General features: G+C 62.0%; 16 protein-coding genes. 1 reads left to right on the top strand and 15 read right to left on the bottom strand.

What is annotated here, in order from left to right; translation table 11 throughout:
• From ABEA23_RS10710 to ABEA23_RS10690, 5 genes are all read right to left on the bottom strand, one after another.
• Nucleotides 1-2,271 (bottom strand): ATP-dependent DNA helicase, encoded by a 2,271-nt coding sequence (locus tag ABEA23_RS10710; RefSeq protein WP_345477998.1) that lies wholly within the window; start codon nucleotides 2,269-2,271, stop codon nucleotides 1-3.
• On the bottom strand, nucleotides 2,268-2,678 hold the full coding sequence (locus ABEA23_RS10705) for a hypothetical protein (RefSeq protein ID WP_345477997.1): 411 nt from the start codon (nucleotides 2,676-2,678) through the stop codon (nucleotides 2,268-2,270). The genes ABEA23_RS10710 and ABEA23_RS10705 overlap by 4 nt, the downstream gene beginning before the upstream one ends.
• 68 nt (nucleotides 2,679-2,746) lie before the next feature.
• Nucleotides 2,747-3,808 (bottom strand): nucleotidyl transferase AbiEii/AbiGii toxin family protein, encoded by a 1,062-nt coding sequence (locus tag ABEA23_RS10700; RefSeq protein WP_345477996.1) that lies wholly within the window; start codon nucleotides 3,806-3,808, stop codon nucleotides 2,747-2,749.
• Nucleotides 3,795-4,433 (bottom strand): type IV toxin-antitoxin system AbiEi family antitoxin domain-containing protein, encoded by a 639-nt coding sequence (locus tag ABEA23_RS10695; RefSeq protein WP_345477995.1) that lies wholly within the window; start codon nucleotides 4,431-4,433, stop codon nucleotides 3,795-3,797. The genes ABEA23_RS10700 and ABEA23_RS10695 overlap by 14 nt, the downstream gene beginning before the upstream one ends.
• A 111-nt stretch (nucleotides 4,434-4,544) precedes the next feature.
• A complete protein-coding gene (locus tag ABEA23_RS10690) occupies nucleotides 4,545-6,344 on the bottom strand; it encodes a hypothetical protein (protein WP_345477994.1) in 1,800 nt (599 codons plus the stop codon).
• 96 nt (nucleotides 6,345-6,440) lie between these two features.
• Between ABEA23_RS10690 and ABEA23_RS10685 the strand changes: the two genes are divergently transcribed.
• Nucleotides 6,441-6,695, top strand: a complete 255-nt coding sequence (locus tag ABEA23_RS10685; protein ID WP_345477993.1) for a hypothetical protein — start codon at nucleotides 6,441-6,443, stop codon at nucleotides 6,693-6,695.
• Nucleotides 6,696-6,796: 101 nt separating this feature from the next.
• On the opposite strand, the gene ABEA23_RS10680 is transcribed toward ABEA23_RS10685, so the two are convergent.
• The 10 genes from ABEA23_RS10680 to ABEA23_RS10635 all read right to left on the bottom strand — a co-directional run bounded on the left by ABEA23_RS10680 (nucleotide 6,797) and on the right by ABEA23_RS10635 (nucleotide 14,133).
• Nucleotides 6,797-8,503: an SNF2-related protein gene (locus ABEA23_RS10680; protein WP_345477992.1), complete on the bottom strand. Its 1,707-nt coding sequence runs from the start codon at nucleotides 8,501-8,503 to the stop codon at nucleotides 6,797-6,799.
• Between the two features lie 264 nt (nucleotides 8,504-8,767).
• The gene (tas, locus tag ABEA23_RS10675) at nucleotides 8,768-9,613 is read right to left on the bottom strand and encodes a TIGR-Tas system RNA-guided endonuclease (protein ID WP_345477991.1); all 846 of its coding nucleotides are present in this window, start codon (nucleotides 9,611-9,613) and stop codon (nucleotides 8,768-8,770) included.
• Nucleotides 9,614-9,815: 202 nt separating this feature from the next.
• On the bottom strand, nucleotides 9,816-10,322 hold the full coding sequence (locus ABEA23_RS10670; RefSeq protein WP_345477990.1) for a hypothetical protein: 507 nt from the start codon (nucleotides 10,320-10,322) through the stop codon (nucleotides 9,816-9,818).
• 56 nt (nucleotides 10,323-10,378) lie between these two features.
• The gene (locus ABEA23_RS10665; protein WP_345477989.1) at nucleotides 10,379-10,897 is read right to left on the bottom strand and encodes a hypothetical protein; all 519 of its coding nucleotides are present in this window, start codon (nucleotides 10,895-10,897) and stop codon (nucleotides 10,379-10,381) included.
• Between the two features lie 3 nt (nucleotides 10,898-10,900).
• On the bottom strand, nucleotides 10,901-11,236 hold the full coding sequence (locus ABEA23_RS10660; RefSeq protein WP_345477988.1) for a hypothetical protein: 336 nt from the start codon (nucleotides 11,234-11,236) through the stop codon (nucleotides 10,901-10,903).
• A gap of 59 nt (nucleotides 11,237-11,295) precedes the next feature.
• On the bottom strand, nucleotides 11,296-11,856 hold the full coding sequence (locus ABEA23_RS10655; RefSeq protein ID WP_345477987.1) for a hypothetical protein: 561 nt from the start codon (nucleotides 11,854-11,856) through the stop codon (nucleotides 11,296-11,298).
• 12 nt (nucleotides 11,857-11,868) lie between these two features.
• Complete coding sequence (locus ABEA23_RS10650) at nucleotides 11,869-12,309, bottom strand: hypothetical protein (RefSeq protein ID WP_345477985.1); 441 nt, start codon at nucleotides 12,307-12,309, stop codon at nucleotides 11,869-11,871.
• 83 nt (nucleotides 12,310-12,392) lie between these two features.
• Entirely contained in the window at nucleotides 12,393-12,593 is a 201-nt protein-coding gene (locus ABEA23_RS10645) for a hypothetical protein (protein ID WP_345477984.1), read from the bottom strand.
• Between the two features lie 143 nt (nucleotides 12,594-12,736).
• Nucleotides 12,737-13,186 carry a hypothetical protein gene (locus tag ABEA23_RS10640; RefSeq protein WP_345477983.1) on the bottom strand — a complete coding sequence of 150 codons (450 nt, stop codon included), beginning with the start codon at nucleotides 13,184-13,186 and terminating at the stop codon, nucleotides 12,737-12,739.
• A 41-nt stretch (nucleotides 13,187-13,227) separates the two neighbouring features.
• Complete coding sequence (locus ABEA23_RS10635) at nucleotides 13,228-14,133, bottom strand: hypothetical protein (protein WP_345477982.1); 906 nt, start codon at nucleotides 14,131-14,133, stop codon at nucleotides 13,228-13,230.
• Nucleotides 14,134-14,149: the final 16 nt, after the last annotated feature.

Genomic DNA, 14,149 nt, shown 5'->3' with positions numbered 1-14,149 from the left:
TCAGGCATCCCCCCGCTCCTTAATCCAGTCCACGGCAGCGTCGAGGTTGGTGATCCGGGTTCCGTACTCTTTCAACGGCTTGTTGTAGATCGTTCGGGTGAGCGTGCCGTATGCCATGGGGCTGCGCGGATTCAGCCGCGGGTCCAGCACTGCCACCAGGCCGGAGTCGTTGATGGACCGGATGAGGCGCCCCACTGTCTGCTCGATGAGTACTGCGGCATCGGCAGCGTAGATCTTCGCGTCCGCAGAGAACTTGTTTTCTCCACGGTCGATGAGCATCTGCACACGGGCCTTATCCACCGGGTTCAGCGGGGATCGCGGCGGGCGGTCCAGGATCACCAGCGTGTTGGTCTCTCCTGGGGCATCCACCCCGGTCATCAGGGACTTGGTGCCCACGATGATGGAGGACGTGTCGGCCTTCCACGCGTCCACAGCGGCCGCACGGCCCTTGGGGTCCCACTGGGTGTGCACAGTCTGAGCGATCCGTTCGTCCAGGCGCAGTGCTTCGGCGTAGCGCTGGGCATTACCGGTGGTGGCAGCGATGACCATGGCCGATCCCTGGTTGGCTTCCACGAGGGTGAGAATCTGTTCGATGGCCCATTCCACGTGCAGCTTGGTGTCCAGTTTCAGCTTCCCGTAGCGCTCCACCCCGATCCTCTGCAGTTCGTGTTTGGGTGGCTGTGGAACGTAGACGGCACTTCTCTCGTAGGCGGGAGTCAGTGGGGAGGGAACTTCACGGATTGGCGGTCGAAGGCCTGCCTCGCGCGGGTATTCCGGGCTGAGGGTCGCGGAGACTGCGACGACGCTCAGGGGCTCGCGGGGGTCATCCTCGTCATCAAGGTTGTCCAGCATGTCCATGATTTCGTCGCGACTTTCCGGGTCGGCGTCCTCCAGTTCGGAAGCCAGGGAGACCTTGGTGCTGCCTTCCCCGGCACGAGTCCACAGGTTGAACCTCAGTTTGCCGGAGACATCCACGGGGGAAGCGGCCACAGTGGGTGCCCGCTGTGTCTCACCGTCGACCTCCACGATCTTCCATGCTGCCCACCGGGCTACTCCAGGGGCTTCGAAGGCGATGGTGGCAATGTCGTCGCTGAGGGATTCCAGGCGTTCCAGGAGTCGGCGAGCCTCCTCGGTGGCGGCCTTGTTCTCACTGATGCGGGTGCGCACGGACTTCAGTGCATCGTTGATCGCCAGCAGGTGGTCGAGCTCCTGGAAGTCTGGATGCTCATCGATGCGCAGCTCTTCACTGTCGCCAACCTTGTTCTCTCGCAGCCACTCCCCCACGTCGGTGAAGGCGAACTGCGCGGCCTTGATCAGCTGCTCGACGGATGTGCGGGTGTAGGGCGCTACATCGGCGCAACGGTCAGCCAGGCGGCGGATGCGATCGAAGGTCAGGCTGGCCGAGCCACGGTCGCGTACCAGCGACGGCAGAGAGTGGGCTTCGTCAATGATGATGTGGTGGAACTCGCCCAGGTTCATATTGTCGATCACGACGGGGATGCCACGGCCGGCCTGGATGGCGAGCATGTGATGGTTGGTGATGACGATGCTGGCTTCTGCGCACTCTTCGCGAGCTTTCAACGGCGAGCACATGCTGAACAGGGGGCATTTTTCACCGGCACAGTTGCTGGAAGTTGTGGAGACCAGTTCCCACTCGTTGCCAGGGAGTTCTACAGGGCACTCGTCGGCATCGGGGGTGCCGGTTGCAGTGAGCGCCCAATGGAACAGGGCCGCCAACGTGCCTCGTGTGGACTGGACGCTTCGCACTGTTGCGGGGCTGAAATCTAGTGCGGAGATGTTCGCGAGCTGGTCGATGACCTTCTGCAGGGACTCCTCGGTGTTCAACAGGATCCGAGCGGACTCCAGGGTTGTGCGAGCGCAGACGTAGTTGGAGAAGCCTTTAAGCACGGCGGTTTTGACGTCTTTGCCATGTAGTTCTTTGGTCGCTGCAGCGACGGCGGGAGAATCTTTGAGCAGTAGCTGACGCTGTAGAGCGAGACCCTCGGTGGAGACGACGGTACGTTCGCCTGCCACCGCGGCGCGCTCGAATGCCGGGGTGAGATAGGCCAAGCCCTTGCCGGACCCAGTTGGAGCTTTACCAACGAGCTGGCCGTTGGACTCCAGTGCGAGGGAGATCCACAGACTGAGCTTGCCTTGGGCTTCACGTGGGGCGTTGGCGGCTCCATTGGTGGCATGCCAGACAGCACGCCCCAGGAGGGATACTCCACGGTCCAGGTCCGGCTCGTGGCTCTCGACAGGCTGAGCACTCATGCGGCGACCTCCACAGCCCATTCGTGGGCCAGCTTCATCCAGTGCTGAAGCACCCGACCTACTGCTTCATCGTCGTGTGCTGCTGTGCGCACCAGGTCATGCTGGCGGAGACTGTCGATCATTTCGGAGTCGACCTTTAGAGCTTGAGAGTCACTCGGGACTGCTTCAAGGGGCGTGAAGAATGCCCACGCCTGGTCTTGAAAGAAGTGAGTGGTGACCGCCAGGAATCGCCAGGTGACCGGAGTCGGGCAGGCGAGAATCAGCCGAGGAAGATGATTCAGACCAGCCGTGACCAGGCCCAGGTCGGCGGCGCGATCACCGATGCGCAACAACGCCAGTGTGGCGTGACTCTCAGGTGGATGGTCTGGCGCTAAGGCGATCAGTCGTGGGCGCAGTGCGGTCTTCATAAGACCTACTGCGGCCGCACCACGCACACCACGCACACCGGGCGAAGCGGCCTGAGGCGCTCAGATCGCTACTCTTCTCGGACCGGTGGCTCCAGGCTAATAGATGACTCACCATGGGCACGGGAGGCGAACTGACCAGGGTTCTTGGCACCTGGTCCCTTGCGCGGTTGAGGGCCGCGTGGCCCTACTGGACCGCTTCTTCTGCCAGCCTTTGGATTGCTATCAGCATCCCAGCCGTTGTTGGGGATCCACGTGCTCGGATTCGGGTGGGGTTCCAGGGCTGGATCGATGAGCCTACGGACGAACGCCTCTGCTTCTTGCAGGTCCTCCAACCCATGACACGCGGGGGTTCGTTTCGCCAGCTTACGATAAGGGGCTGCCCACTGCCGGGGCACCTCTAGTGATTTGATTGGCGGCATTCTGCGCAGCAGCCTCTCTACCTCAATAGCACGCTGAAGCTCCTGCAGATCTAGTGACTGAGTCTTAGCGATGACGACCAGGTCCACGAGGTCTTTCGCGCGTGAGCTTCTCTTGCCTTCCCCGTATTCCTGCATCGTGGCGCACACCTTGTCTGCCACTTGATCAGAGAGCGGAAACAGCCGGTACTGAGCAGCAGGAATCTCACGTGCAGTGGCAAGTCGGTGAGATGGTTCGACCATCTCGGGTGCTCCGATGGGAGGATGCTCCACGGCAAGGTCCACCGGAATCTTGTCTATCTGTCGGCCAGTGTGAATGTCCTGCATCTCAAACATGAGTCGACGCGCTCGGGTTTGTGGCTGGTTCTCGCCCTGAGACATGTCCTTTGAAGACAGCAGCCTCATCCGCACGTGGTCACCGAGATCGCTCTCTACTAGCCTGCGCAGTTCTGTCTCAGCGTCGTCCAGGTCGCTACCAGTGCTGATAAGGTCCAGGTCCTTTGTGGAACGGGCATCGGCCACACGGGCCAGCATGGATGAGCCGCCTTTCAGCATCCATGACTCGTCTCCATCGGTGAAAACCCTGGCGAGTAGACGGTCGAAGTGAGCCATCTTGAGGAGCCGATTAACGTCCTCGCCTGTCTGGCTCGCCCGTGCTCTGGCGACCTCTTTCATAGCGGCCTGAGTGGCCTTCCAGCTCTTATACTCGCTCATGAGTCCTCATCAGATGTGCCGCGAAAGTCCAGCCGTCCTGCGGGGTGAATCCGTAACGTCGGGCCAGGGGCTCAAGGAGGCTAGCGAGCCTTTCGGACTGCAGGGGCGCACCCTTTGAACGGAATCGCTCCACTACACCTTCTACGAGGGAGAGGTCTGTTGAGATATCCAGCAGATCAGTGATGCATCGTTCCGGAGTCAGGGTGGCGATTGAGTCGACGAAGGTGACATCTGCGCTGTCTAGAACTCGGGTGCGCAGCCGGATGTTCTCGCGCCTGGTGAGTCGCCGCCTAGGCACTAGGAGATCTATCTCATCTAGGTAGAAGTCACCGACATCATGAAGGTTGGCAGCGGCTTCTCCTCCCACCACCGCAGCGGGAACATCACCAGCTCCTCCCTTCCAGCCGCCGACGGCCATCCAGGCAGTGAGGACTTCCTCGTGAGGATGATGCGGTGCTCCAATAAGCCTGTAGACACCGTGGTCGAGACGCTCCAGGGCACCAGAGGTCGCCATGCGAGCCAGATGCTTCCGCTTGACTCCGACTTCCTCGGCTTGATCGGTTGTAAAAACACCCCACCGATCCTCTGCCAGCTCGCCCAGCTTGACCACTGTCTCATCCCTCATGTCAACGATTGTACCCCATAAGTGGGACAAATGTTGATATCTGGCACTGCGAGGGTCGGCTCGCCGTCTTCTCTATGAGCAGAGATTGCGAACTCCGGTCCCATACTCGCCCTAGAGTGCCTCCTTCGGCGGTGAGGATGCCAGTGCGTAGTCATCCTGGGGTGCTGCCGGGTTGAGTCGACTGAAATCGATGGCAGCAGCCTTGGCTGAGACCATTTGGACGACGCGGCCTGGCACTTTGAAATCGTTGACGATCTGCTGGTCGGTGTAGCCGATGGCGCGCAACCCGACCACTGCACCGCCGAGTGCGTTGCCAGCCTTGGTTGCCTCGTGGACATTGCCAGCCTCACGAGCCTGCTCGTAGGTTGCCACCAGCTCAATGGCTCGCTGGGGATCCTGAGCAACGTCGCCGGCGGCGCGGACGGCTCCAGCAACGGGGGCCGGGAGGTCTTCGCTGCCGCCAGTGTTGAAGATGGTATGGACCGCCTGAGCTGCTTTGAACTCAGCAGCCTGTGCCGCTGCCACCGTGCGTACACCAGCCCGTCGCTGGGCTTCACCAGCGATGAGTTCGCTCGGCAAATGTGCGGTGCCGGGCTCCTTCAGGATCTCGGGCAGCGTCGTCGTCGTCGGGACGTGCATGTGCGTGCGGGAGAGCGCGTTCAGTGCAGGCAGGTTGCTGCGGTCGTCGAGTCCCTGCTCCACCACCTGCTTGCTGAAGCTCTCTTGCAAGACCTGCAGGGCTCCGATGCCGGCGGCGTATTCTGCGCTCTGCGGCGAGTAGCCCCAGTTTGCAGCTGTCAGCTCATTGCTGGTGCCCATGTCCGTAGCCCAGGACTTACTAAACGCTTCGACTCGCTCCTTCTTAGTCCGGGGCTTCAGCGGTGCCGGAGTTGCCGGGGTGGAACCTGCGGGTTCGCGGACCCACTGGTTGTGGCCGAAGCCGTCGTTGCCTCCTGAGGTGAAGCCCGCGGCTTCAAGGTCCTCGGGTGCGAACTCCTGTGCAGAGCTCTCCCCGGTGGTGGTGATCAGGCTGTAGTCGTACTTGTCGGCTTCGGTAGCCAGCTGCGCGAGCGCGCCTGCCTGATCGCCGTAGTCATCGTTGGGGTGAATCTCATAGCCATTCCCGCGCACAGACTTGATGTCCAGGTCCACGTCGTGCAGCTGCTTTGCGGCCTTGCGCATGACTTCACCAGCTGCTGCGTCCCCTCCGAAGTCGCCCCCGGCCCCAGGGACATCTCCACGTCCGTAGCCCGGGCCAGCATTGGACCGCGGCACCGAGTCCACCTTGGTGCGGTAGTTGGTCACAGTGGCGGCCTGGACTGAGGGCTGGCCGTACAGCTGTGCCAGGCGCGCGTTGACGACTGCGTCTCCTTCGTGGGCGATCACCAGCCGTCCGTCGCTGGTGATGCGTGCGTTCTCCTCTTCCGCGTCGAGGAGGTCAGCTGCCACCTCGTTGGGGTCCACATCCTCGGGTAGGGAGTATGTGTGGACCTGGCCGGGGCCGTAGCCTTTGCGGACTTCCAGGATCTCTGACTGGTTGAACCGTGAGTTCAGTTCAATCATCATGGCGCGCACGCGCTGGGGCTGACCGGTGACTGAGAGCGCAGAGGCTGGTGCTGCGGAGACATCGCCTGAACCGTCGTCAGCGATATCGACCGCCCGCTGGTGGTCGTTGATGGTGATGCCGTACTTCGCGGCGGTGCGCTTGAGGGTTTTCTGGAAGTCTTCGTACTCCAGGGAGTCGTAGAAGGCATCGTTGAGGGAGGTTTGTCCGTAGCCTCGGGCACTGCCTGCGAACGGTGTTGCGCCCAGGGCGATGGTGGATTCACCAGCTTCGTACTCGGCGTATTTGCCCAGTCGATCACGGTGTTCCTGCCGAACCTGCATGCGTGGAGTCCATGTGCGCGTCATAGTGGTGACTGTGGCCGGGAGCTCATGCCGGTAGTGCGGCCGCAGTAGGATTCGCATACCTTATGCGCAGATGACCCCTACCTGAGGAGCGCGCCTATGGCGTTGACCGACGAGCAGATTATCGCCAGTGCGCGCGAGCGCAATCCTGAGCTGGCTGAGGCCAGCTATGTCAAGGACGGCACGTGGTTCAAGCCAAATCACAAGCCGTGGCCGAACCAGGAGCGGGCTAAAGATTCGGAAGTCCGCCGCCGGGTGGACCTGATGGTCTTTGGTCGGTTCGCCGGCGACCCCGTGACCCCGGAGACGAAAGAGTCCTGGGACACCACCACGGAGATCACCGTCCGGCACTGACGAACACACAAGAATGCGGCCCTCAGAGCAATCCGGGGGCCGCATTCTTGTGTCGCCTCCACCTCAGGAACCAGCTCCCTCAGGCGGTGGGAACTCGATGGTTACTGTTTGGCGACAGTCTGAGCGAGCTTACGTAGCTGGTTGGGAGTGGTTCCGGTTTCTGTCCCGGCGTCGGCTGCTTCGGGGCCATTGACGAGCAGTTCGGATTCGATGCGTTTCACATCGAGTGCGTCCATCATGATGGGGTCCGCGCCGTAGTCGCTGACGCAGAAGTAGCCGGTGACCGGCGAGGTCTGACCCGGGCGGTGCAGGCGTCCCAGGAGCTGTTTGTGGACTCCTGGGGACCAGTCGAGTTCGCCGAAGAGTGCGACGTTGCATACACCTTGCAAACCGTCCAGACCTGCACCCGAGCGCAGGGAGAGCATGAGGACTCGTGAGTCACCTTCGACGAACTGCTGGAACGATCGGTGCTTGGCCGCGGTGCTCTCGGTGCCGGTGTAGAGCACTGGGTGGTACTCAGCCAGTGCTTCCTGCCAGATTCGCCACACCTCGCGATGCCATCCTGCGAGGATGATCTTCTCCTCGGATTCCAGGATGAGGCGTGCGACGGCGGCGACTCCTGGGGCCTTTGCTACTCCGGTGGCGTGACGCATCTTCCAGTCGAAGTCCCCGCTTGCCCTCCATCTCTCCTGATGGCTGACGTTATCGCTGAGGATCAGCTCCGCGATTTTGGCGACGTCGGAGGTTTCCAGGAGTTCCTGCCAGCGCTGGTCATCGACATCTACCGGGTATTCCTGGACGCTCAGTGGTGGCATCTGGATGCCGACCTCTTCACGGGTGCGGCGTAGGAACACGCCTTGGTCGGTCATCCATCGCCTGAACGCCGCAGGGTCTGTGATTCTGGTCTTGCGGTCCATTCCGTGCGGGTTGCTGCACCACTCGCGGCTGAACTCGGTCCTGTCGCCGACCACCCCGGGGTTGAGGACGCTGAGGATGGAGTACATTTCACCGCCGAAGTTATATACCGGAGTCGCCGAGAGGCCAATAACTCTGCGTGCATGGTGGGCGACCTGGGTGGCGGCGTGGTGCTTCTGGGAGTTGTCCCGGCGTAGCTCTTGCACCTCGTCGAAGACCACGGAGCTCACTTTGCCGGCCAGGTGATCGGCCCATCCGGCCAGTTTGGCGTAGTTCATGACGATCAGGTCGGGTTCTACCCCGTCGACGGAGAGGTCGTAGGGCTTGGATTTGGTGGCCTCCACCCCGGTGAGATCGGGGAAGGTCTTCTTCAGTTCGCCCAGCCACTGCTTCTGCAGGCCGTTGAGGACGACGGCGAGCATGGGCCGGTTCTGCGGATCCGAGAGCGGTAGAAGCCCCTGCATCGATTTTCCGAGCCCCAGCTCATCGGCCAGCAGGAGGGAGCCAGTGGCTTCGACCATATCGTGGGCGATCTTCTGGTAGGCCCGGGGTTCACGTGCTGGCTTCATGGGAAGCTCGGCGTGGGCGGCTTTCCCGGCGAGGATTTGGGTGACCTGCTCCCCTGTTTCCCGGTGCGCCTGCGCCCCGTGCCGCAGATAGCTGAGGTCTTCGGCGCTAATGATCATGGGCCAGCGGTCGATCACCCATTCCAGGTCTCGGCAGACCTCCTCAGAGTCCTTAATTGTGATGCTGCCGATGTGTGAGGCTTGAACGCGGGGAAAGATGCGTTTGAGCCTCATCATCACGTCTGGCTGAGCCTCGATGGTCCAATAGTTGATCCTCTTGGCGGGATCCAGGTGGTGGGTAATGGAACCGAAGGTCTTGACAGTCATGGGGTGTACTGCGGCCGCGTGGATGAGCCGCCCGAGCGCGTGATCAATGGGGGTTAGCCAGGTAATGGCTCGGGCGGCTGAATGGTCCCCCGAGGTGAACGCGCAGTTTGTGCCGTGTGCCGTGTGGTCTCGGGGAGGTATGGAGCCAACCGGAGCGACTGTGCCGTGGGTGCTGCCTCTACTATGGCTCCGGTCGGCGGCTGAGGTCCCCGGGGGCGGTATGAGCATGAGCGTTGGCCGGCCTTATGGCCCCGGGGAAGATTGTTACGCGCTCTGGTGGAGGCGGCGGGATTCTCGCCAGAGTCCTTTGAGCAGCTCTTTGCCCATGATGCGCAGCGCATCAGCGTGGCGGTGGCCGTCGGACCAGGGGCTGCCGGGCTGGGCGGGCTTGCCGGAGGGGCCGCAGCGCACGCATTCGGCCTGGTGCACTCGGCCTTCGGTGGCGGCTTTACGGCGGTCATAGACCTCACGCCAGGGACCACCGGCCTTGAGGATGGAGTTGGCGATCAGCCAGACTCGCTTCTTCGCGTCGTCGTTCCAGTTGGCCTGCACACCCTTCTTCCGTCGTGCTGCGACGTTGTACTGGTCAGTGGCGGGCAGCGTATGGAGTCCGCAGTAAGCCCACAGCTGGGATACCGTGCGGGGATGGCCGGTTGCGGAGTTGATGTAGGGGTCGCCGATCACCCCGAGCAGGCGTGCAGCTTGTTTCTCCCCCACGCCCTTCTGGGCTTTCACCCAGGGTCCGAGAGGGTGTTTACGCATGAGCTTCTGCAGGTGGAGGGTGGCCTGGTGCTCCATGGCCTTGATCTGGTCCACGATGGCGCCGGCGGCGGCCACGTTCGGGTCCCGGTCATCCAGACCGAAGCCCCACTCCTGGCCGCTCTCTGAAGTCCCGGACTGTGTCAGGGAGCGATATCGGTTCTCTTGGGCGATGCGCAGTCGCTCCAGGTCGTCCAGGGTGATGGACGCCAGAGTGAGGAGGGGGTCCAGCAGGGGCGCGTCTGAACCATGGGTGTTCGATAAGCCTGTGGCATCCCTGCTGGAGGTCTGATATGGGGAAACTTCCGTGTCTTCCGGATAAGTAGCGGGTTCTGCGACGACGGCAGTCATGGGGTCCTCCTAGTGCTGGTAAAGGCCCCTCCCGCGGGGCGAGCAGTGGGTACGGCTTCTGGTTTGGCGGGAGGGGCGTGTTCTGAACCGACCGGGCGTCAACTCTCTGGGCGTCGGCCGTTTATTGGCCCGGTCGGCGGCTTGGGTCCCCGGGGCGGTGAGTATTTGGGTGCCGATCAAAGCCTGGCCCCGGGGAAGATTGTTAGGCGGCTTTCGCCTGCTCTGCGGTGTCGAGCTCTTTGGCGAGGGTGACACCGGCGGCGACCATGCGCTCATGCAGGTCTTTGAACTCTGCAGCCTTGGCGAGGTTCGCGTCGGCCTTCGCCTGACGCTGGGCGATGAGGTCCAGCACGTCGTCCCGGGTGCAGTCTCCGAGCATCTTCCAAGTGCCCTGGGCGTGGACCCGCTGGGCGAAATAGCTGAGGTGATTGGAGCGGATGCTGGCCACCCTGGAGGACTTCGCCGGGGTGCGTCGCGTAGCTGCTGGGCTGGTGGCGTGAAGTTCTTCTCGGTGAGCAGTGCTGGTGCGCATGTTCAGCTGACCGATAGCATTCTTGGCCACTCCACGCAGCAGCGAGGCGTAGACCGCTCTGATCTGGTGCTTCGGGGTGCGGCTGAGCACTTCCGCGGCGATCTTGTCAGGGTCGGTGATGTCGGTGTCTGCGATGATCTGCTTGGCTGCTGCTAGGGGGTCGAAGAGGCTGGACATGCGGTGCTCCTGGGGTCCGGTGATCGGTGATGGTGCACATTGCGGCCGCAACACGATCAGCGCACCGCCCTCAGTGCTTCCAGGGCCTCGGCATCAAGCAGGTGGGCGCACTCGTGGTGTTCCAGCCATGAGCGAATGGAGTCCACCAGCGGCAGGAGCAGCACCTGAACCCAGCTGCCGTTGAGAGGTTCGTGCTTACCACCAACCTTCTCGAAGAAGTAGTCAGCCTGCCCAGAGACCAGCCCGCAACCGAAGGTCTCAGCGTTGTAGTCGGAGGCTTGCCAGTTCTGAGTGAAGAGTGCGGTGCCTGCATGAAAATCGCCGCTGTGCTGGGCAAGCGAGCCCTCGTAGAGCGTGGATTGAAACTCCCACTGCACACAGAGGTAACGGAGGCCCTTGTCGGCGCTGAGGTAAGGGACACGGATCATCACCCGGTCGTGCTTCCACGGACGCACGATGATCTGACTATCGATGACCTGTGTGGGGATCCTCAAGACCTCGTTTAGGCCGGTGGCCAGCAGTTCCCGCAGGTTCCCGATGGTCTCCGGGCGATGGTCGGATAGTCGCATGGCCATGACTCAGCCCTGCTCTCGACTGTTGTCGTAGTCGAACTCAGCGAAGTCGTCTTGGGGCGCCGTCGACACCCACCGTCCGCTGGTGGGCTTGCCCTCGCGAAGTCGCTGGCCTCGGGCGCGAAGCCAGTCAGGGTCAATGCCTGCTGGGGTCTCGTGGTCTGCGCGCTCCTGGTAATCATCTGCGGCGGACTCAAGAGCGTCCGCCCTCAGGTCGGCGAGGAAGCGGTCGAACCGCTCGGCGTACTCATCAAACGCTGCTCCCGTGCCATTGGTGTATTCATCTCGGAAGTGTTCGATCTCGCTGAGGAGCTTGATGTTGGTGCTCTTGGCCTGGGCCATGAGAGTTCCTTTCGCAGTTGCTGGATCTTGTCTCAGCTCTCACTGCGGCCGCTACGTGATCAGGTGCGGAGCTGCCCGAGCATGGCTGACTCCAGATGGGATTCAAGTAGTCGCACGTACTGCGCTTCCGGAAGTTTGGCGTTGGCCTTAATGGTCAGCACATCAGCCGGGCTCAGGTGGGGATTGAATCGTCCGGTCCTCACCAGTTCATCAAGGTTGTGGGCCAGGCGTAGAGCGTGGCGTCGCAGCTTGATGGGGTCTACACGCTTCGCCGCGGCACCAGTACGCCCACCATTGCCCAGGCCGAAATTCAAGATGGTGCGGCGGTAGGTGGCCCGAGCCTTGCCGACCCCAGGTCGGATTCCGCGAAGGAAGGGTGCCCAAGCTGAGTCAACGTCGGCCACCGGTGAGAAGAGCGCCTCCAATGCCTGCGGCACCCCAGATTCCACGGCTTCCTGGAATCGACTGAGGTGAATGAGGACAACGTCTTCCTCGCGGTTCGCCTGTCGGGCAAAGCACTTGTCGCCTCCTATGACGACCTCATAGAGGTCGTAGTCGGAGCGCTCGTGCGCCAGGCCATAGAGGTGGCTTGCGTGGACGGTGCGGAGGATCGATTCCATCAGCTTCAAGCCTCAGAACAGTACGAGGACGGCGCTGCTTGCTGATCCGTCCCATTCCACAGTGAGCCCCTGGTCGGTCAGGGCCTTCACTGCGGCTCTGGCTAGATCTTCGGAGCCCGCTCCGCCTGGAGTAAGGAAGTACACGAAAAGCTCTTCTGCGGGAGTGGGGCGCCCGGCCAGTCTCAGTGTCAGGTCACAGTTGCATGCTGCGGCTGAGACGCAGTAGTCGCAGTCCTCCTCCACCCAAGTGTCTTCGTGGGGTTCCCCGTTGATGAAGAGGAAGTGCGTGACCTGGCCAGCGTAGGTCCAAACGATCCTCTCGCCTTTCATGCCTGCGGTGGCGCAGGATCGGCAGCATTCTTCGACATTAAAGTTCACGGTCACGCCCTGGGTGCGCAGCGCGTTGAAGGCCGCGTTCAGGCGATCCTCTGTCGTCGGCGCCGTGGTACTCATGTGGCTTCCCTCTTTAGCGGCCATGGCAAGCTCGTCCTTTCTGCAGCGTGGTGCTCAGTGCTCACTGCGGACGCTGGGCTTCGTCAGTGGCTCTTCTGTTCAGGCGTGGGAGTCCACATGTCGCGCGCTATGCCTACCAGGTAGGCCAGTCCAGTGAGGATGAGCAGTGCTCCAAATAGCGGGCCAGGGCCTCCGAGCAGGAACGACACCGCTCCGGCACCCATGAGCACGAGTCCGGTGAGGGCGGTGACTATCGCCACGACGCGGTCAATGACAAGGTCCATACCCCTCACCTCTCTGTGGTGCTCATTGTTCACTGCGGATGCACTCTAATGCAGGCTGTCGTGGTCGCCAGTTGCCGCGGATGTGGCACCAGTTCCCGTTGTTGGAGAGTGGTCACCATGATTGTGCGTCGGGATGTACGCGCTTAGCTGCGCTCCTCCCACCGGATGCTGGTCAGGATGCCCTTCGCAACGTCCCCGTAGTTCCCGGCGGACAGATCAGGGGCCATCCCTTTCAGATTGGCACACACCTGATCGATAGCGTCTGCAGTGCTCATGGAGAGCCGGTAGCCCTGGTTATGCCAGTCTGGGTCGGCGGGGTTGTAGGTGTAGTAAGTGGTCCCGTCGCGGCGGATGCGGGTGGACTCATGGTCCACTGCGCGGCTGATCCAGGAGCCGACTCGGATTCTCCGCTTGCGCACGGGTCGATCTTCGTCCTGGTCCTGCAGGCGGTATCCGCTGAGCAGCGCTGGTGGTTCAGCGCTGTAGTCCACCAGCCAGCCGGTCTCGTTGGCGAGCGCGGCGAGGTTCTCGTGGGTCACCTGGACGAACTCAACCGTCTCCGTGCGCTCGTACTTCTGAAATTTGACGGCCATGGTGGTTCCTCTCGCAGTGAGCGTTGATGGTGTCTCAGCGCTCACTGCGGCCGCGTGGTGCTGCTGTGCTTGGTGCTCGCGATGAGGGTGCTGTCGAACCGTTCCGGGTGTCGCATCGCCGCCGACTCCGATGCCCTTCGGTGCCACTTCGATATTCGGAGGAATGTCTCGTTGAAGTAGTTCCCGCTGTCTGGATGGATGCCCTGCGTGCTGATGCCAGGGTCCACGCGGTGGTCCAGGAGCCACTGTTGGAGGGCGCTCTCCCAGACCAGGAAGTCCAACTCAGCTTTCAGGTAACCGTCACTGCGTGAGGAATCCATCTCCATGGTGATCTGCGCTGCACGATGCTCATCACGAACGAGGAGCCACCGGTGCGGGGCGATCTCCTGAGCTGTTAGCCCCACTTCGGCATGAAGGGCATCAATCATGCTTCGCAGGCGGGACAGTGCTTTCGCAGAGATTTGCTGTGGCGTACCAGTGGCTGTGCTGGTGCCGTTGCTCGTTATCGCAGTCTTCTCGGCTGAGTGAAGGCGTTGAGCGAGTGTTGATGACACTTCGACGCTGCCGGACTCGTTCAGGTCCTTGAAAAGCGCTTCCCGGTCCTGCTCGCGGGTGGCCCGACGTCCGGCTTCCTCCGCCCAGGCAGACTTCACCTCTGCAGTGACGCGCTTTATCAGCCACCCCATGGCCGCATCGCGGTCGTCGAAGTGCATCATTGTCGGATGTGAGTGCATCAGCGCTTCATCGTTGAGGTTGACCATCGCCAGGAAGCGGCCCAGCTCTGGGTGTCCGCCGAACTCTCTCCCCTGCCGACTGTCGGTGAGCCAGATGTCGCCGACGATTTTCTCGTGTGCTATCCAGATCACACCGAGGCCAGTGGGTCCGATGGCTGTAACACGGAAGGCCTTCTCTGACTTCGGGGGCTTATTGAACCTGGGGATACGCATGGAGCAAGTCCTCTCG

Source organism: Nesterenkonia rhizosphaerae (assembly GCF_039544555.1).
Taxonomy (GTDB): domain Bacteria; phylum Actinomycetota; class Actinomycetes; order Actinomycetales; family Micrococcaceae; genus Nesterenkonia; species Nesterenkonia rhizosphaerae.
Note: the sequence above shows the minus strand (reverse complement) of the source record. Positions and strands in the feature narration are given on the sequence as shown.